Origin of the sequence: Teichococcus wenyumeiae, from assembly GCF_003696345.1 — a bacterium.
GTDB classification, from domain to species: domain Bacteria; phylum Pseudomonadota; class Alphaproteobacteria; order Acetobacterales; family Acetobacteraceae; genus Pseudoroseomonas; species Pseudoroseomonas wenyumeiae.
The window spans coordinates 1-18,365 of sequence record NZ_RFLX01000018.1 but is presented as its reverse complement, the minus strand read 5'-3'; the positions used below and the strand labels follow the sequence as shown (position 1 = coordinate 18,365).

The 18,365-nt window shown below is 66.1% G+C and carries 14 protein-coding genes; 13 read left to right on the top strand and 1 reads right to left on the bottom strand.

Translation table 11 applies throughout. The features are described from left to right. The first annotated feature begins 110 nt into the window (after positions 1–110). The 12 genes from EBE87_RS19660 (at position 111) to ugpC (ending at position 15,239) form a co-directional block, all read left to right on the top strand. Complete coding sequence (locus tag EBE87_RS19660; protein ID WP_120636490.1) at positions 111–2,027, top strand: bifunctional 5-dehydro-2-deoxygluconokinase/5-dehydro-2-deoxyphosphogluconate aldolase; 1,917 nt, start codon at positions 111–113, stop codon at positions 2,025–2,027. Then, positions 2,024–3,862, top strand: a complete 1,839-nt coding sequence (iolD, locus tag EBE87_RS19655) for a 3D-(3,5/4)-trihydroxycyclohexane-1,2-dione acylhydrolase (decyclizing) (protein ID WP_120636489.1) — start codon at positions 2,024–2,026, stop codon at positions 3,860–3,862. Before EBE87_RS19660 ends, iolD begins: the two co-directional genes overlap by 4 nt. A gap of 8 nt (positions 3,863–3,870) precedes the next feature. Further along, the gene (iolE, locus tag EBE87_RS19650) at positions 3,871–4,773 is read left to right on the top strand and encodes a myo-inosose-2 dehydratase (protein ID WP_120636488.1); all 903 of its coding nucleotides are present in this window, start codon (positions 3,871–3,873) and stop codon (positions 4,771–4,773) included. Then, entirely contained in the window at positions 4,770–5,582 is an 813-nt protein-coding gene (iolB, locus tag EBE87_RS19645) for a 5-deoxy-glucuronate isomerase (RefSeq protein ID WP_120636487.1), read from the top strand. Before iolE ends, iolB begins: the two co-directional genes overlap by 4 nt. Positions 5,583–5,608: 26 nt before the next feature. Further along, entirely contained in the window at positions 5,609–6,640 is a 1,032-nt protein-coding gene (locus tag EBE87_RS19640) for an ABC transporter substrate-binding protein (RefSeq protein ID WP_120636486.1), read from the top strand. Between the two features lie 10 nt (positions 6,641–6,650). Next, positions 6,651–8,843, top strand: a complete 2,193-nt coding sequence (locus EBE87_RS19635; RefSeq protein WP_120636485.1) for an ABC transporter permease — start codon at positions 6,651–6,653, stop codon at positions 8,841–8,843. A gap of 2 nt (positions 8,844–8,845) precedes the next feature. Then, positions 8,846–9,961, top strand: a complete 1,116-nt coding sequence (locus EBE87_RS19630) for an ABC transporter ATP-binding protein (RefSeq protein ID WP_120636484.1) — start codon at positions 8,846–8,848, stop codon at positions 9,959–9,961. Then, a complete protein-coding gene (locus tag EBE87_RS19625; protein WP_120636483.1) occupies positions 9,958–10,755 on the top strand; it encodes an inositol monophosphatase family protein in 798 nt (265 codons plus the stop codon). Before EBE87_RS19630 ends, EBE87_RS19625 begins: the two co-directional genes overlap by 4 nt. A 212-nt stretch (positions 10,756–10,967) precedes the next feature. Next, complete coding sequence (gene ugpB / locus EBE87_RS19620) at positions 10,968–12,326, top strand: sn-glycerol-3-phosphate ABC transporter substrate-binding protein UgpB (protein ID WP_120636482.1); 1,359 nt, start codon at positions 10,968–10,970, stop codon at positions 12,324–12,326. Positions 12,327–12,380: 54 nt separating this feature from the next. Beyond that, positions 12,381–13,262 (top strand): sn-glycerol-3-phosphate ABC transporter permease UgpA, encoded by an 882-nt coding sequence (gene ugpA, locus EBE87_RS19615; RefSeq protein WP_120636481.1) that lies wholly within the window; start codon positions 12,381–12,383, stop codon positions 13,260–13,262. A 43-nt stretch (positions 13,263–13,305) separates the two neighbouring features. Further along, positions 13,306–14,187 (top strand): sn-glycerol-3-phosphate ABC transporter permease UgpE, encoded by an 882-nt coding sequence (gene ugpE / locus EBE87_RS19610; protein ID WP_120636480.1) that lies wholly within the window; start codon positions 13,306–13,308, stop codon positions 14,185–14,187. Further along, a complete protein-coding gene (gene ugpC / locus EBE87_RS19605; protein ID WP_120636479.1) occupies positions 14,187–15,239 on the top strand; it encodes a sn-glycerol-3-phosphate ABC transporter ATP-binding protein UgpC in 1,053 nt (350 codons plus the stop codon). The genes ugpE and ugpC overlap by 1 nt, the downstream gene beginning before the upstream one ends. Positions 15,240–15,355: 116 nt before the next feature. Here the strand turns inward: ugpC and ltnD are convergent, their stop codons facing one another. Continuing rightward, a complete protein-coding gene (gene ltnD / locus EBE87_RS19600; protein WP_120636478.1) occupies positions 15,356–16,264 on the bottom strand; it encodes an L-threonate dehydrogenase in 909 nt (302 codons plus the stop codon). A 262-nt stretch (positions 16,265–16,526) separates the two neighbouring features. On the opposite strand from ltnD, the gene EBE87_RS19595 reads away from it, so the two are divergent. After that, positions 16,527–18,143, top strand: a complete 1,617-nt coding sequence (locus tag EBE87_RS19595) for an ABC transporter substrate-binding protein (RefSeq protein WP_120636477.1) — start codon at positions 16,527–16,529, stop codon at positions 18,141–18,143. The last annotated feature ends 222 nt before the right edge of the window (positions 18,144–18,365 follow it).

Genomic DNA, 18,365 nt, shown 5'->3' with positions numbered 1-18,365 from the left:
GTTCTGGATGCGGCGGAAAATGGAATTGACAATCCATTATGGCACGCCGATGGTTCCCGCAAGGGAGCAGGCAAGCGCCGAACGGCGCGGCCGATCAAGGAAGACAGGCGATGACAGAAGCGCCAGAGATCGACGTCGTCACGCTTGGCCGCAGCTCGGTCGATCTCTATGGGCAGCAGATTGGCGGGCGGCTGGAAGACATGGCCAGCTTCGCCAAGGCCGTCGGTGGCTCCCCCACCAATATCGCAGTTGGCGCAGCCCGGCTGGGGCTCCACGCCGGCCTGATCACGCGGGTGGGTGACGAGGCCTTTGGCCGTTTCATCCGCGAGCAACTGGAACGCGAAGGCGTGGACACGCGATCGGTCATCACCGACCCTTCACGGCTGACGGCGCTCGCCATCGTCGGGGTGCGGGACGACCACAGCTTCCCTCTCGTCTTCTACCGTGAGAACTGCGCTGACATGGCGCTTTGCGCCGAGGATATCGACCCGTCCGCCATCGCCCGCGCCCGTGCCCTGGTGCTGACCGGCACGCATCTCAGCACGCCGGGCGTCGAGGGCGCCAGCCGCGCTGCCATGGCCGCGGCGCGTGCCGCCGGCCGTCGCATTGCGCTCGACATCGACTACCGCCCCAATCTCTGGGGTTTGACGCATCTGGGGGCGGGGGAGGAGCGCTATATCGCCTCCGCGCGGGTCACCGAGAGATTGCAGGACATCCTGCTCCTCTGCGACCTGATTGTTGGTACCGAGGAAGAAATCCGCATCGCAGGCGGTGCCGAGGATGTGCGGGAGGCGTTGCTGGCCATTCGCGCCCGCAGCACGGCTGTCATCGTGCTCAAGCAGGGGCCGATGGGCTGCACGGTGTTCGACGGCGCGATCCCGGAGCGGCTGGAGGAAGGGCTGCGCGGCCAGGGCTTCCCGATCGAGGTCTATAACGTGCTGGGCGCCGGGGACGGCTTCATGGCCGGCTTCCTGCGCGGCTGGCTGCGGGATGAGCCCTGGGAGACATGTTGCACCTGGGCCAATGGCTGCGGCGCCATTGCGGTCTCCCGCCTGCTCTGCGCGCCTGAATATGCCACCTGGACGGAACTGCAGCACTTCATAAGCAGCGGCAGCCCCTATCGCGCCCTGCGCCGCGACCCGGTGCTCAACCACCTGCATCATGCCACGACGCGCCGGCCACAGCCGCCCGGCATCATGGCCATGGCGGTTGATCATCGTCAGCAATTGGAGGCCATCGCGGATAAGGTCGGCGCCGACCGCGCCCGCATCAGCGACTTCAAGCGGCTGGCGGTGCGGGCGGCTCTGCGCGTGGCTAATGGCGCGCCGGGATTCGGCATGCTGCTCGATGGCACCCATGGCCGCCAGGCGCTGTTCGAGGCCGAAGGCAGCGGCCTCTGGCTTTGCCGTCCGATCGAGCAGCCCGGCTCGCGCCCGCTGCGCTTCGAACTGGACCGCAACCCGGCCGCCACGTTGCTGGAATGGCCGGCAACGCAGACCGCCAAATGCCTCTGCTTCTATCATCTTGATGACCCTGCCGAACTGAAGGCGGAGCAGGAAGAGGCGCTGCTGACCTATTACGAGGCCTGCCGGAAGACGGGCAGGGAATGCCTGCTGGAAATCATTGTCAGCAGACATGGATCGCTGGAACAGGACACCACCGCCGCCGTGCTGCGCCGCCTCTACAAGATCGGCATTCGGCCCGACTGGTGGAAGCTGGAGGCGCAGCTCAGCGACGCGGCCTGGGCCGGGATCGCGGCGGTGATCGAGGCGAATGACCCGCTCTGCCGGGGTATCCTGCTGCTGGGGCTGGAGGCGCCGCTTCCGACGCTGGCACAAGCCTTCACGACGGCCGCGCGCAACCCTTGGGTCCGTGGCTTTGCTGTCGGCCGCAGCATCTTCGCCGACATTGCCGAGGAGTGGCTGGCCGGCCGGGTCGAGGATAATGCGGCGACGGATCAACTGGCGAGGAACTTCGCCATGCTGGTGGATGCCTGGCGTGGCGTGCGGGCGAGGGAAGCGGCATGAGCACCATTCGGCTGACCATGGCGCAGGCGCTGGTGCGCTATCTCGCTGCACAGGCGGCGGGTGATGGCGCGCCGCTCTTCGCCGGCGTCTGGGCGATCTTCGGGCATGGCAACGTGGCCGGGCTAGGCGAGGCGCTGCACGGCATCCGTGACACCTTGCCGACCTTCCGGGCGCATAACGAGCAGGCCATGGCCCATGCCGCCGTCGCCTTCGCCAAGGCCAGCCAGCGGCGCCGCATGATGGCCTGCACGACTTCCATCGGACCCGGCGCCACGAATATGGTGACGGCAGCCGCGCTGGCGCATGTCAACCGCCTGCCGGTCCTGCTTCTGCCGGGCGATGTCTTCGCCGACCGCCGGCCGGACCCGGTCCTGCAGCAGGTGGAGGACTTCGGCGACGGCACCGTCAGCGCCAATGACTGCTTCCGGCCTGTTTCGCGCTTCTTCGACCGCATTACTCGCCCCGAGCAACTGCTGACGGCACTGCCGCGCGCCATGGCGGTGCTGACCGACCCCGCCGAATGCGGCCCCGTCACCCTGGCGCTTTGCCAGGATGTGCAGACTGAAGCCTATGACTACCCCGAGGCCTTCTTCGCCTCGCGCCGCTGGTCGCCGCGGCGCCCACGTCCGGACCGGCAGGAGCTGGCGCAGGCAGCGGAACTGCTGCGGGCCGCCAAGTGCCCATTGATCGTTGCCGGTGGCGGCGTGCATTATGCTGATGCCACGGCGGTCCTCACGAATTTCGCGGAGGACCACGGTATTCCGGTAGTGGAAACTCAGGCGGGCAAATCGGCCTTGGCCGACGAGCATCCATTGAATCTCGGTGCCATCGGCGTGACCGGCACAGCCGCCGCGAACCATCTGGCCGCGGAAGCGGACCTGGTGCTGGCGGTGGGTACCCGGCTGCAGGATTTCACCACGGGCTCCTGGTCATTGTTCCGCCAGCAGGGCCGGCGCATCCTCGGCCTCAACGTACAGCCTTTCGACGCCGCGAAGCATCTGGCACATCCCCTGGTGGCGGATGCGCGGGAAGGGCTGCAAGCATTGTCCGAGGCCGTGGCGGATTACCGCGCCAACGCCGCCTGGGCTTCCCTCGCCGCTACCCGGAAGGGCGAGTGGGCGCAGGCCTCGGCGGCTGCCACAGCCCCCACGGATGCTCCAAGGCCCTCCGACGCGCAGGTGATCGGCGCGGTGCAGCGGCAGGCGAACCAGCGGACCGTGGTGGTCGGCGCCGCTGGTGGCCTGCCCGGCGAAATGCACAAGCTCTGGCGGGCTTCCATGCCGGGTGGCTACCACATGGAGTACGGCTTCTCCTGCATGGGCTATGAGATTGCGGGCGGGCTGGGCGTCAAGATGGCCCGGCCGGAGACCGAGGTGGTCGTCATGGTCGGGGACGGCAGCTACCTGATGCTGAACTCCGAAATCGCGACATCGGTGATGCTGGGGCTGAAGCTGACGATCGTGCTGCTGGATAACGGTGGCTTCGGCTGCATCAACCGCCTGCAGGCAGCCACCGGCGGCGCCGCCTTCAACAATCTTCTCTCTGACGCAAGGCATGCGGCACTGCCGCGCATCGACTTCCGGGCCCATGCCGAGAGCCTGGGGGCCATTGCCGAGCAGGTCTGCTCCACCGCCAGGCTCGAGGCTGCCCTGGAACGCGCGCGGCAGGCGTCGCGCACCACGGTAATCGTCATTGAGACAGACCCGCTGCAATCGACCGAGGCCGGTGGGCACTGGTGGGATGTCGGCGTCCCGGAAGTTTCGGCACGCCAGGAAGTCCGCGACGCCCGGGCGCGCTACGAAGCCGCCCGTGCCGCGCAGAGCCTGGGAGTTTGATAAAGCCCATGAACCAGATTGGCCACCGCATTCGCCTCGGCACGAATCCCATTGCCTGGTCCAACGACGACCTGCCCAGCCTGGGTGGCGCCACGCCGCTGGAAACCTGTCTGACGGAGGCGAGGCAGGCAGGCTTTGAAGGCATCGAGCTGGGGCACAAGTTCCCGCGCACCGCACCAGAGTTGAGCGCCGTGCTCGGCGCGCATGATCTTGCCTTTGTTTCCGGGTGGTATTCCTCCGAACTGTTGCTGCGCGACGCCAAGGCCGAGATCGCCGCCATGCAGCCGCATCTAGAGCTGCTGAAAGGCGCCGGGGCGGAGGTGTTGATCCTGGCCGAGACATCCAATGCCATTCACGGCGACCGCGCGGTGCCGCTCTCCCGCAGGCCCAAGCTGGATGCAGGAGACTGGAAGCAGTTCGGCGCGCGGCTGACGGAGGCCGGCAAGGCCGTCGAAGATGCTGGGCTGTCCCTGGTGTACCACCACCATATGGGTACCGTGGTCCAGAGCGCTGAAGATATCGCCCGCCTGATGGAGCACACCGGCTGTGAGGTGAAGCTGCTGCTGGACACCGGCCACGCTACCTTCGGCGGGGCCGATCCGGTGCGGCTGGCGCATGCCTATCGCGAGCGCATCGGCCATGTCCACACCAAGGACATCCGGCAGGCGGTCATGGCTGAATCCCGACAGCAGGACTGGAGCTTCCTGGACAGCGTGGTTGAAGGCGTCTTCACCGTGCCGGGCGATGGAATGGTCGACTTTCGTGCCGTGCTGGCGGAACTGCCGGATTATCGCGGCTGGCTTGTCATTGAAGCGGAGCAGGACCCGGAGAAGGCCAACCCGCTGCATTACGCCACCATGGGCTGCGCCAATCTCGCACGCTTTGCCCAAGAGGCAGGGCTGGTCGCGTGAGCGCCGCCTCCAGCCTGTTGCGCCGCCCTGAGGGCCAGACCGGACGGGTGCTGCATGTAACGCCGGAGAATGCTGGCTGGACCTATGTCGGCTTCGACCTGCATCATCTTACCGCCGCCCAACAGGTTGCGGGCGGGGCCGCGGATCGTGAGTTCTGCCTTGTTCCTGTCAGCGGCACCGTGGCGGTGTGGGCTGATGCTCTTCGCGCGGATGGCTTGGGCGGCCGTGTCTCGCCCTTTGAGGGTCGGCCCAGCGCAGTTTACGTGCCGGCCGGCACCGAATGGCGCGTCGAAGCCAGGGATGATGTCGTGCTGGCGGTGTGTTCCGCGCCAGGGAAGCCAGGACGGTCGCCGCGCCTGATCGGCTCCGACACCATTCAGCCAGAGATGCGGGGGGAGGGGAGTAACCGCCGCCTCGTGCACAATATCCTGCCGGAAAGCGAGCCGGCTGAGAGCCTTCTGGTGGTCGAGGTCATCACTCCTGCCGGAAACTGGTCTTCCTACCCGCCGCACAAACATGACCGCGACGCGTTTCCGGCCGAGACTTTGCTTGAGGAAACCTACTATCATCGCATCAATCCGCCGCAAGGCTTCGCCTTGCAACGCGTCTACACGGACGAGCGCGACATCGACGAGGCGCTGCTGGTCCAGGATGGCGACTGCATCCTGGTGCCGCGCGGATATCACCCGGTGGGCGCGCCGCACGGCTACGACCTTTACTACCTCAATGTCATGGCAGGGCCGCGGCGCGCCTGGCGCTTTCACAACGACCCCGCCCACGAATGGATGCTCAAGCGTCTGCCCGGCTGACGAGGCTCAACGAGGAGGGAACGATCATGAAGAAGCGCAGTGTACTGAAGGCCTTGGCGCTGCTGGGTGGGCTGATTGCCGCAGGTGGCCACGCGCATGCGCAGGGCAACAGCCTCGTCATGTATTGCGGTGTCAATGAGCAATGGTGCCGTGCCGCCGCCACCGGCTTCCAGGCGGAGACCGGCGTTCGCGTTGACATGACGCGCCAGAGCGCCGGCGAGATCTACGCCCGGCTGCGGGCCGAGAAGAACAACCCGCGCGGCGACATCTGGTTCGGCGGCACTGGTGACCCGCATCTTCAGGCCGCCGCGGAAGACCTGACGGAATCCTACCGTTCCGAGATGCTGGGCCAGTTGCGGGACTGGGCACGCAATCAGGCGGAGCGCTCGCAGTTCCGCACCGTGGGCATCTACATGGGCGCCCTGGGCTATGGCTATAACGAAACCGAGCTGCGCCGGCGTAACATCGCTGCCCCCACCTGCTGGGCGGATCTGCTGAAGCCGGATTTCAAGGGTGAGATCCAGGTCGCCGATCCCAATGCCTCCGGCACCAGCTGGACCATGCTGGCAACGCTGGTTCAGTTGATGGGGGAGGAGCCGGCCTTCGATTACCTGAAGAAGCTCAATGCCAATGTCGATCAATATACCAGCGCCGGTGCCGCTCCATCGCAGGCGACGGCGCGGGGCGAGATCATGGTCGGCATCGCCTTCCAGCATGACGTGATCGACGCCGCCAAGCAGAACCCGAATGTCCGCGTTGTCTCTCCCTGTGAAGGCACCGGCTACGAGATCGGCTCGATGAGCATCATCAAGGGCGCGCGGCACATGGAGGAAGCGCGGCGCTTCTACGAATGGGCGCTGACGCCGGCCGCGCAGGCGATCGCGCCGAAGCACGGTTCCTTCCAGATGCCTTCCAACAATGCCACGCCGGTGCCGCCCGAAGCACCGGATGTCAGCCGCATCAAGCTGATCAACTATGACTTTGAGAAATATGGATCGCCGGCGGAGCGGTCCCGGCTGCTGCAGCGCTGGACACGCGAAGTCAAGAACGCGCGCTGAGGGCAGGGCCATGCGCAAGGGATCGGCCCAGGCTTCGGATCATGGCGCATGGCTCTGGCTAGGGGCGGCGGCGGTCTCGGTGCTGCTGTTGCCCTGGTACGGTGTCGAAGGCGGCGTGCTGCGCGGCGGATGGCCGGTTCCGGCGGTGGTCGAGGCCACTGCCGGTGGCCGCATCTGGCTCCTGCCGCTGTTGTTGCCGTTGCTGGCGGCGGCCTGGGCGTTGCATCGCCGTACGCCCCGGCTGCTCGTGGCATGCGGCGCCGCCGCGCTGGCCTGGCTACTGTTCGAGGCCTTCGGCCTGCGCAGCCACGGCCTCCGCCTGGAAGGCCTGGCGGAGGTCTGGCGAGGGAGCGCGGCGCAGCCGGCGCTGGGTTGGGGCGCGATGGTCTATGCCACGGCAACGATGATGCTGCTGGCCTACGGCCTTGCCTGGCAGGGCTGGTGCAAAGGCGAGGTGTTCATCGTCGGCTCCATCGGGCTGGTCTGCGGCTCGATCCTGGTCTTTGTCGGCTATCCGGTGGCCTGCGTGCTGGTTTCGGCCTTCCAGGACAATGACGGCGCCATGGACCTGCGGCTCTTCGCCCGCAAGATCACCGACAGTTCCATCTGGGGCCTGGGCTGTCTGGCCGGCGAGCGCAGCTGCGGCGTGGCCTGGAACTCGCTGGTGCAGGCCCTGGTGGTCGGCGTGCTTAGTACGCTGTTGGGCCTGGCTTTCGCCCTGGTGGCGACGCGCATGCGGTTTCCTTTCCCCCGCCTGCTGCGCATCATGTCGGTGCTGCCGGTCATCACGCCGCCCTTCGTCATTGGGCTCTCGCTCATCCTGCTCTTCGGCCGCGCCGGCATGGTGACCAACTTCCTGCTGGAGCATTTCGGCATCCCGCGCTCGCGCTGGATCTATGGCATGCCGGGCCTGACCATCGCGCAGCTGCTGGCCTTCACGCCGATCTCGTTCCTGGTGCTGCAAGGGGTGCTCCAGGGCGTCAGTCCCAGCATGGAGGAGGCCTCGCAGACCCTGCGCTCCGGCCGCTGGCGCACCTTCCGCTGCGTCACCTGGCCCTTGATCCGCCCGGGCCTCGCCAATGCCTTTCTGATCGCCTTCATCGAAAGCCTCGCCGATTTTGGAAACCCGATCATGATCGGCGGCAACTTCCACGTCCTTTCGGTCAGCATCTATTTCGCGGTTGTGGGGGCGGCGCATGACCAGGGGCAGGCGGCGGTGTTGGCCATCGTGCTGCTGGCCTTCACCCTCTCGGCCTTCCTGCTGCAGCGGTTCTGGATCGGCCGTCGTTCCTACGTCACCGTTTCCGGCAAGGGGGATGCCGGCATTCCGCTGCCGCTGTCTCCGGGGCTGCGCCTAGCCTGCCTTGGCGTGGTGCTGCCCTGGCTGGTGCTGACGGCGGCAGTCTATGGCATCATCCTGGCCGGCGGTTTCGTAAAGGCCATCGGCAACGACAACAGCTTCACCTTGCAGCACTTCCTGACCGCCTTCGCCATCCAGCATGGTGCCGCTGGCTGGTTCCTCTCAGGTTCGGCCTGGAACTCGCTGACGACGACGCTGATGGTGGCGGTGATGGCCATGCCGCTGACGGCTGCGCTGGGCATGCTGACCGGCTACCTGCTCAACCGGCAAAGCTTCGCCGGGCGCGGCCTCTTCGAGTTTCTGACGATGATGAGCTTCGCCATCCCAGGCACTGTCATTGGCATCAGCTATATCCTGGCCTTCAACGTGCCGCCGCTGGAACTGACGGGCACGGCGCTGATCATGGTGGTGGCCTTCGTCTTCCGGAACATGCCGGTCGGCATCCGCGCCAGCATCGCCAGCCTCAGCCAGGTGGACCGCTCGCTGGATGAAGCCTCGCTGACCCTGGGCACCCGCTCGGCCGGCACGCTGCGGAAGGTGATCCTGCCGATCCTGCGGCCCGCCATCGCCACCTCCATGGTCTATGCTTTCGTGCGGGCCATCACCTCCGTCAGCGCCGTCATCTTCCTGGTCAGCGGCGAGTACAACCTCGCGACGGTCTACATCGTGGGGCGCGCGGAGTTCGGGGAATATGGGATCGCCATCGTCTATTCCGCCGTGCTGATCCTCATCATGGTCGCGGCCCTGGTGGCGATCCAGGCGCTGGTGGGCGAACGCCGGATCGGCCGGCGCAGGATCACCGAGGCCGGCGGTGCCGCCCGGCCAGTGGTGTCAGGAGCATGAGCATGAACCAGATCCTGCAGGACCGGCCGCAGCCGGCGGCCACGGGCCGGAGCAAGGCCCCAGCGGCAGTAGAGTTCCGTGCCGTCAGCAAGCGCTATGGCCCCGTAAAGGCGGTTCAGGATGTCAGCTTCTCCATCACGCGCGGCACGCTCGTCACGCTGTTGGGGCCATCCGGATGCGGCAAGACCAGCACGCTGCGGCTGGTGGCGGGGCTGGAGCATCCCAGCGAGGGGCGCATCCTGATCGACGGCCAGGATGTCACGCATCTCTCCGCTGCGGAGCGTGATGTCTCGATGGTCTTCCAGTCTTATGCGCTCTTTCCGCATATGACGGTGATGGAGAATGTCTGCTACGGCCTCCGCGCCTCCGGCATCAGGCGTGCCGAGGCTGAGGCTATGGCCGCGGAGAAGCTGGCCACCGTGGGCCTCGCGGGCTTCGAGAAGCGGCTCCCGTCCGAACTCTCCGGCGGCCAGCAACAGCGCGTGGCGGTGGCCCGTGCCATCGTGCTGGAACCCAAGGTGCTGCTGTTCGACGAGCCCCTCTCCAACCTCGACGCGAAGCTGCGCCGACGCGTGCGGGCTGACATCCGTGAGCTGCAGCGGAAGCTGGATCTGACGGTCGTCTATGTCACGCATGACCAGGAGGAGGCGCTGGCCGTGTCCGACCGCATCATCGTCATGCGGAGCGGGGTGATCGTGCAGGACGGCACGCCGCGCGATCTTTATGAGCGCCCGAGCAATCGCTTCATTGCCGATTTCATCGGCAACGCGAATCTGCTGCCTGTCACCATTCGCCGGACGGACGCGGTGATGGCGGAGGTCCGCGTCGGCAGTGCCAGCCTGCGCCTGCCGCATCGGGACGTGGCGGATGGCCCCGCCGAACTGGCAGTGAGGCCGCAATGTCTTTCCCTTCGTGCCCGGCCGCCCGGGCAGGGGGAACTGCCGGGCCGCATCCGCAAGGCCGCCTATCTCGGCGACCACATGGAATACGAGGTCGTGTTGGACGAACTGGGAACGGAGCTGCTGGTGGAAGACCCTGCCATGGCGAAACCGCTACAGGAGGGCGCGGCCGTCGCTGTCGCCCTGGACCCAGCCGGTGCCGTGGTGGTGCCGGCATGAGCGCCGGCCTGGATCGCCGGCAGGCCTTCGCCATTGCCCTGGCCGTGGAGGCCGGCAGCCTGGCGCTGAGGATGCGTGACGGGCTGGGCCCGGTGGAGGTGAAGAACCCCATCGACTTCTGCACCGCCGCTGATCACGCGGTGGAAGAACTGATCCGCGCCCGCGTCACGGATACCTTCGGCGACAGCATGATCGGTGAGGAGGACGGCGGCGAGGCCAGCGACAGCGTCTGGGTGGTGGACCCGGTGGATGGCACCGCCAACTATATCCATGGCACCCGGCGCTGGTGCGTCTCCATGGCCTATATGCTAAAGGGCGTGATCGAGCTCGGCGTGATCTACGATCCCACGAACGACCGGCTCTTCTCGGCACGGCGGGGGCAGGGAGCCTTCCTGAACGGGCGGCGCATGCAGGTCAGCCATCTGGCGCATGGCGCGGCGCCGGTGGTGGAGACAGGCTGGTCGAACCGCGTGCCGATGCAGCGGTACCTCACGCTACTGGAGGCGCTGACGGCGCGTAACATGGAATTCCGCCGGCATGGCTCCGGTGCCCTGGGCATGGCCGAGGTTGCCGCTGGGCTGAACGATGGTTATGTGGAACTCCATACGAATGCATGGGACGTCATGGCAGGCCTTCTGCTGGTCCAGGAGGCAGGTGGCTGCGTGAACGACTTTCTGGCCGATGGCGGCCTGGCGCGCGGTAATCTGGTGATCGCGGCCACGCCGGAGATCGGGCCGGGGCTGGCGGAGATGTTGGGCGCCAAGCTGCTTGAGGTCGAAGCACAGGCTGCCTGATCGAGGGCCGGCAATGGCAGCCGGCCCCTGGCACGGCGCTTCATCAGCATGGCGCGTCTCAGCGCTTCCAGGAAGCTGACAAGAACCCTTTTTGTGCTAATTGGGGCGAAATTTGCGACGGTCCTTCGAGCCCCCAGGCCGAATCGGTGGGGGGCTGTGACACGGCTGCCGCAAAAAATGAGCATCGTCGTCTCTCAGGGAGGATCACTGGCATGTTGCGTCGCACACTGGCTAAGGGCGCGGTTGCGCTGACCACAGCAGGCGTCATCGGCGGCCGGCAGGCAGTGGCCCAGCAGGACCCTGTCGAAATCCAGTTCTGGCATGGGCTGACCCAGCCGCTGGGCGGGATGCTGGAGCAGGTCGTCGCCGACTTCAACGCCAGCCAGCAGCGCTACCGCGTCAATGCCACCTATCGCGGTGGCTATGGCGAGACGATGGTCGCGGCCATCGCGGCTTTCCGCGCCAACAACGCGCCGCATATCGTGCAGATGTTCGAGGTCGGCACCGCCACCATGATGGCGGCCAGCCGCGCCACTAAGCCGCTGTGGGAGCTGCTGCAGCAGACCGGCGTCAACATCAACTTCGACGACGTCCTGGCCGGCATCCGCGGCTACTACAGCCTGCCGGACGGCCGCATGGCCTCGATGCCTTTCAACAGCTCGACCTCCGTCAGCTTCTACAACAAGGACATGTTCCGCAAGGCGGGGCTGGACGCGGAGAAGTTCCCGACCACCTGGCCCGCCGTGGCCGAGGCCGCCCGCAAGCTGAAGGCCGCCGGCATCGCGAACCCGATGACCACCTCCTGGCCCACATGGCTGATGGTGGAGCAGTTCAGCGCGATCCATGACATCCCGCTGGCCACCAAGGGCAATGGCTTCAGCGGCCTGGACACGGAACTGACCATCAACAACCCGCTGATGGTCCGGCACATGCAGAACCTGATCGACTGGCACAAGGAAGGCCTCTTCCGCTATGGCGGGCGCGACAGCGCGGCCGACGGGATGCTGTCGGCGGGCGAATGCGCCATGACCTTCGCCTCCTCCGGCACACGCGCGCGCATCAAGAAGGAGGCGCGCTTCGAGTGGGGCACCGCCATGCTGCCCTACTATGACGACGTGCCGAAGGCGCCGCTCAATTCCATCATCGGCGGTGCTTCGCTCTGGTCGATGAACAAGGGCGCTTCCACCGGCCGCAGCGACGCGGAGTGGAAAGGCATCGCCGAGTTCCTCGCCTGGCTGGCCAAGCCGGATGTCGCCGCCAAGTGGCATACCGATACTGGCTACCTGCCGCTGACCCGCTCGGGCTACGAGCGCGTCAAGGCGAGCGGCTTCTACAAGGAGAATGTCGGCGCCGATATTCCCATCGAGCAGATGCTGCGCGGCGGCGGCACGCTGACCGAGAACTCACGCGGCGTCCGCCTGGGTGGCTTCGCGGAGATCCGCAACATCATCCAGGAAGAAATGGAGAAGGCCTTCCAGGGCCAGCAGGACGCGAAGACGTTGCTGGAGAATGCGACCCGCCGCGGCAATGTGGTGCTGCGCAACTTCGAGCGTGCCAACCGCAACGGCTGATCCGCTGAGGCAGCCGATGCGGTTTGGACAAATGAAAGCAGACTAGGCGAGGGTATGCGCAAGAACGTTATCTTCCGGGGCAAGCTGTTGCCGCTGTTGTTGTTGCTGCCCCAGCTTGTCATCACCGGCCTGTTCTTCTTCTGGCCGGCGGGGCAGGCGATCTGGTCCTCGATGCTGCGTGAGGATGCCTTTGGCCTCAGCAGCAATTTCGTGGGGCTGGAGAACTTCACCGATGTCATCCTGGACCCGACCTGGAGGGCGGCGGCCGGCACCACCGCCGTCTTCGCCTTCTCGGTCGCCATCCTGGCACTTTCCGTGGCGCTGCTGCTGGCGGTGCAGGCGGACAAGGCGATCCGGGGCAGCAGCCTCTACAAGACGCTGCTGATCTGGCCCTATGCGGTGGCTCCGGCTGTCGCGGCGGTGCTGTGGCTGTTCCTGTTCCATCCGCAGATCGGCCTGATCGGCCGGGCGCTGAGCACCGCGCAGATCGCCTGGGACTACCGCCTCAATGGCGGCCAGGCGATGCTGCTGGTCATCGTCGCCAGTGCCTGGAAGCAGGTATCCTACAACTTCATCTTCTTCCTGGCCGGGCTGCAATCCATCCCGAAGTCGGTGCTGGAGGCGGCGGCCATCGATGGTGCGCGCCCGGTGCGGCGCTTCTGGACGGTGGTCTTCCCGCTGCTGTCGCCCACCAGCTTCTTCCTGCTGACGGTGAACCTGGTTTACGCCTTCTTTGATACCTTCGGCGTGATCCATGCCCTGACCCAGGGCGGGCCGGCCAAGGCGACGGAGACGCTGATCTACAAGGTCTATATCGACGGTGTTGAGAACCTCAACCTCGGTTCCTCGGCGGCGCAGAGCGTCATCCTGATGCTGATCGTCATCGCCATGACCGTGGTGCAGTTCCGCTTCATCGAACGCAAGGTGCATTACTGATGATGCGGATGCATCCACCGCTCGGGCAGGGAGGCGCGGGCCAATGACGGACCCCGCGCTCCGTGCCAGCCGGGCGCGGCAGCGGCGCAGCCGCTGGTTCGCCCATGGCGCCCTGCTGCTCGGCGTCCTGATTTTCGCCCTGCCAATCTGGATCACCCTGGTCGGCTCCACGCATGACGTGAACACCATTGGCCGTGGCGATGTGCCGCTCTGGTTCGGCGCCCATGGCATCGAGAACTATCTGGCCGCCTGGTCGCGTGGCAGCGCGGCGTTGCGCAACACGCGCGCGGTGCCGGCTGGCACCATGCTCTGGAACTCGATGGTGATGGCGACGCTCATCGCCGTCGGCAAGATCACCATTTCCATCCTTTCCGCCTATGCCGTGGTGTTCTTTGCCTTTCCCGGGCGCATGCTCTTCTTCTGGATGATCTTCATCACCCTGATGCTGCCCATCGAGGTGCGTATCATCCCGACCTTCCAGGTCATGGTGGACCTGCATCTGACCGACAGCATGGCCGGGCTGGTGATCCCCGTGATCGCCAGTGCCACCGCGACCCTGCTGTTCCGGCAGTTCTTCCTGACCATTCCCGATGAATATGTCGAAGCAGCGAAGATCGACGGCGCCGGGCCACTGCGCTTCTTCCGTGACGTGGTCCTGCCGCTGTCGCGCACGAATATCGCGGCCCTCTTCGTCATCCTGTTCATCTACGGCTGGAACCAGTACCTCTGGCCCTTGCTGATCATCACCGACACGTCGCTCGAGACCATCGTGGTCGGCCTGTCCAAGATGATCGGCCGTGGCGACGCGCAGAACGAATGGAACGCCATCATGGCCACGGCCATCCTGGCCTTGCTGCCGCCTGTCGCCGTCGTCGTCCTGATGCAGCGCTGGTTCGTCAAGGGCCTGACCGAGACGGAGAAATAATGGCCACCCTCACGCTCAACGACATCCGTAAGTCCTTCGGCAGCACGACCGTGCTGCACGGTATCAACCTCGATATCGCCGAAGGGGAGATGGTGGTCATTGTCGGTGCCTCCGGCTGCGGCAAATCCACCCTGCTGCGCATCGCGGCAGGGCTGGAGACGCCAACCAGCGGCACCGTGCGCATTGCCGACCGGGACGTGACGGAGTTGGAGCCGGCGGACCGGGACATCGCCATGGTGTTCCAGAACTACGCGCTCTATCCGCATATGACGGTCTTCGATAACATGGCCTATGGCCTGAAGATCCGCGGCATGACGCGCGACGCCATCCGGCAGCGCGTGGAGGAAGCGGCGGGCCTGCTGGGCATCACGCCGCTGCTGAGCCGGCGGCCGCGTGAACTCTCCGGTGGCCAGCGGCAGCGCGTCGCCATGGGGCGCGCCATCGTGCGGGAGCCCAAGCTCTTCCTGTTCGATGAGCCGCTGTCGAACCTCGATGCAAAGTTGCGCGTGCAGATGCGGGCGGAGATCCGCCGCCTGCAGCGCCGCCTGGGCGTCACCTCACTCTTCGTCACGCATGATCAGGTCGAGGCCATGACGCTGGGTGACCGGCTGGTGGTGATGAACCAGGGCCGCGCGGCGCAGATCGCCACGCCGATGGAGATCTTCGCCAAGCCCGCCGATACCTATGTCGCCGCCTTCATCGGCAGCCCGTCCATGAACCTGTTGCGGGCGACGCTGGACGACGGCGGGCGGAGTGCGACCCTTGCCGCCGGTGGCAGCGTCAGCTTCGACGAGCCTCGTCCTGGCCCTGCCGGGCAAGCGGTGATCATCGGCATCCGCCCTGAACATGTTACCCTGGGCGGCGAACTGCCGGTGGCCATCGAGCTGGTCGAGCCGCTGGGTTCTGAGACTGTCCTGCATGGCACCCTGCCTAGTGGCGAGGCCATGGCGGTGCGGGTGCAGGGCGCAGCCCCGGTGAATGGTGGCTCCATGCCCGTCTCCTTCACGCATTCGATCCATGTGTTCGACGCGGAGACGGGCAAGCGGATCTGACGGTGCCACCGCGGCGCCTTCATGGCTCCGCGTGGCGACGGATCGCTGTGGTGGCTTGAACCGGCGTGTGGCTGAGGCGGCACGCCGGTAACGGCATCCTCCGGTGCGCGGCGGGACTAGACTGCCTTTTTCTCCGGCAGGGAGATGCCGGCGAAGGTCTTGATCACCGCCGCATCGTCCTCGCGCCCGAAGCCGGCATTGCTGGCATTGGCGAACATCGTATAGGCGGTGGTGGCGAGAGGCAGCGGGAAGTTCAGGGAGAGCGCGGTCTCTGTAACCAGCCTCAGATCCTTCACGAAGATATCGACAGCGGAATGCGGCGTGTAGTCGCCGTCGACCACATGCCGCATACGGTTCTCGAACATCCAGCTATTGCCGGCGGCGTGGGTGACGACATCATACATGGTGTCCAGAGGGATGCCGGCTCGGGCCGCCAGGGCCATGGCCTCGGCCCCTGCCGCGATGTGTACACCCGCCAGCAACTGGTGGATGATCTTGACCGTCGCGCCCTGGCCAATCTCCTCCCCAACCTCGTAGACCTTGCCAGCCACCGCATCCAGGACAGGCCGCAGCTTGTCGAAGGCGGCGCGGGAGCCGGCGGCCATCACGGTGATCTGCCCCTCGGCGGCCTTGGCCGCGCCGCCGGAGACTGGGGCATCCAGCATCATCAGGCCGTGTTGGGCCAGCCCGGAAGCGATCGCCTGTGAATCGGCGGCCGAGATGGTGGCGGAGACCATGACGCCTGTGCCGGGGCGCAGCCTCGCGGCCAGGCCGTTCTCTCCGAAAAGCACGGCGTTGCATTGGGCGGCGTTCACCACCAGCAACAGCACCGCATCCAGCTTGTCCGCGAAAGCCGCCGCGCTCTCAGCCACAGCCTCCGCGCCCGCCGCCTGCAGAGCCTCGCGGGCAGCAGGGTTGAGGTCGGCGCCATAGGTCTTGAGGCCGGCGGCGAGGCAGGAGCGGGCCGCCCCCATGCCCATGGACCCCAGACCTACGACGCAGACGTGGAAGCTGTTGGCACTCATCCGGTGGATCCTCCTGGGACGCGGGGCTGTTTTGGCAGCAAGCTGCGCCGCCAGGATGGGATGATTCCGCCATCGAAGGGAATGGCCTCCGCAGGGGAGAGAACCTGCTGGTACCCTCTGGCCGCGGTTACCGGACGGCGAAGAGGGGGAGGGAGCTATGCAGGGACATGCCTTGCTCCGCCGTCAGGACATGTCAAATTGTTCTTCATAACGGCCTTTGGCGCAAGCTTTCGCCCCTTCAAGACGGGAGGACATTATTTTCATGTCGATGCAGCAGACGGACCAGATTGCCCGCGGTGGCTTCAGGTTCAGGCTGGCGGCTGCCTTGCTGGCACTCCCGCTGTTGGCTGGCACGGCTTCCGCACAGGCGGAAACCACCCTGCGGATGGTGTTGCGGAACGATCTGGCAACCATCGACCCGGTGTCCTCGACGGCAACCTTCGCCCGTAACCACGGCTTTCTGGTCTATGACCAGCTCTATGCCCTGGATTCCAAGGGTGAGCCTCGTCGGCAGATGATCGGCAGCGAGGAAGTCTCGGCCGATGGGCGGCAGTGGCGCTTCACGCTTCGGCCTGGCCTGCGCTTCCATGACGGTGCCCCTGTCCGTGCTGCGGATGCCGTTGCCTCCATCCGCCGCTGGGCGCAGCGCGACGTGGTGGGCCGCGCCCTGGCCGCCGCGACCGCGAAGATGGAGGTGGTGGACGACCAGACCTTTATCATTGAGCTGTCGCGCCCCTTCGCGCTGGTGAAGCAGGCCCTGGCCCGCCCCACCGCGAGTGCGTTGTTCGTGATGCCCGAGGCTGTGGCGCAAACCCCGGCCACCGAGCAGATTACCAGCGCCGTCGGCTCTGGCCCCTTCATCTTTGAGCGCGACCAATGGCGGGTGGGCGACCGCGCCACCTATCGGCGTAACCCCGATTACAAGCCGCGTGAGGAAGCCCCCGATGGCCTGGCGGGCGCCAAGGTCGCGAGCGTGGACCGCATCGAATGGCTCTCCATCCCAGATCCGGCGACGGCCATGGGCGCCTTGTCCTCGGGCGAGATCGACTTTTGGGAGCTGCCGCCGCCTGACCTCGTTCCGGTGCTGGAGACCATGCCGAATGTGCGTCTGGAGCCGATCGACCCGGTCGGCTCGCAGGTCTGGCTGCGCATGAACCACCAGCAGCCCCCCTTCAACGACCCACGTGCCCGCCGGGCGTTGCTGCGCGCCATCAGCCAGAAGGATGTGCTGGATGCCGCCGGTATGCCGCCGGAGGACCGGGTGGAGCAGTGCAACGCCTTCTTCTATTGCGGCACCCCTCTGGAGAGCCGGGCGGGGACCGAAGGCCTGGAGAGCCCTGACTTCGACGCCGCCCGCGCCCTTCTGAAAGAATCCGGCTATGACGGCCGGCGCGTGGTCTTCCTGGACGCGGCCGACCTCTTCACCAACCATGCCGCGACGCTTGTGATGGCAGAAGCCTTCCGCAAGATCGGCATCAATGTGGATGTGGTGACGACTGACTTCGCGACCCTGACCGCCCGCCGCAACAAGCGTGAGCCGGTGGAGCAGGGGGGCTGGAACCTCTTCATCACCGTGGGCAATGTGCTGGATGGCGGCGACCCGCTCTCCAGCCTCTATCTGGCTTCCCCGTGCCAGGGTGGTCTGAGTGGCTGGCCATGCGACGAGAAGCTGGAGGAGCTGCGACGCGCCTGGTATCAGGAGCAGGATCCCGGCAAGCGTCGCGAACTGGTCGATGACATTCAGCGGCAGGCCTATCAGAGTGTGCCTTACGCACCCTCAGGGCAGTTCCGTACCCGCGCGGCCTTCCGTTCGAACCTGCGGGGTATCCGGCCCACGACAGTCCCGGTCTTCTGGGGCATTAGCAAGGCTGCACAGTAGGAGGTAGGGCGTTTTGCTAAGGTCAAGCCACGCCAAGCTCCCGCCTGTTCTGGCTCTCCGGTGGACAGCTATGCCTGCCTACAGAGCGTAAACAGAACAATAATCTCCTGCCCTGCTGGGCTGGAAGGCTGCGCTGTGTTGGTGCTGGCGGATTTTTTTATGATCGGGTGTTGACCCTGGGGTCTGGGGTAGATATTTACGGCCTCCCGCTGCTGAGCAGTT

Coding starts and splice junctions, on each gene's coding strand:
- ugpE (WP_120636480.1), top strand. CDS start 13,306: ATGACGGACCCCGCGCTCCGTGCCAGCCGGGCGCGGCAGCGGCGCAGC.
- ugpA (WP_120636481.1), top strand. CDS start 12,381: ATGCGCAAGAACGTTATCTTCCGGGGCAAGCTGTTGCCGCTGTTGTTG.
- ltnD (WP_120636478.1), bottom strand. CDS start 16,264: ATGAGTGCCAACAGCTTCCACGTCTGCGTCGTAGGTCTGGGGTCCATG.
- ugpC (WP_120636479.1), top strand. CDS start 14,187: ATGGCCACCCTCACGCTCAACGACATCCGTAAGTCCTTCGGCAGCACG.
- iolD (WP_120636489.1), top strand. CDS start 2,024: ATGAGCACCATTCGGCTGACCATGGCGCAGGCGCTGGTGCGCTATCTC.
- EBE87_RS19635 (WP_120636485.1), top strand. CDS start 6,651: ATGCGCAAGGGATCGGCCCAGGCTTCGGATCATGGCGCATGGCTCTGG.
- EBE87_RS19660 (WP_120636490.1), top strand. CDS start 111: ATGACAGAAGCGCCAGAGATCGACGTCGTCACGCTTGGCCGCAGCTCG.
- EBE87_RS19595 (WP_120636477.1), top strand. CDS start 16,527: ATGTCGATGCAGCAGACGGACCAGATTGCCCGCGGTGGCTTCAGGTTC.
- EBE87_RS19630 (WP_120636484.1), top strand. CDS start 8,846: ATGAACCAGATCCTGCAGGACCGGCCGCAGCCGGCGGCCACGGGCCGG.
- iolE (WP_120636488.1), top strand. CDS start 3,871: ATGAACCAGATTGGCCACCGCATTCGCCTCGGCACGAATCCCATTGCC.
- EBE87_RS19640 (WP_120636486.1), top strand. CDS start 5,609: ATGAAGAAGCGCAGTGTACTGAAGGCCTTGGCGCTGCTGGGTGGGCTG.
- EBE87_RS19625 (WP_120636483.1), top strand. CDS start 9,958: ATGAGCGCCGGCCTGGATCGCCGGCAGGCCTTCGCCATTGCCCTGGCC.
- ugpB (WP_120636482.1), top strand. CDS start 10,968: ATGTTGCGTCGCACACTGGCTAAGGGCGCGGTTGCGCTGACCACAGCA.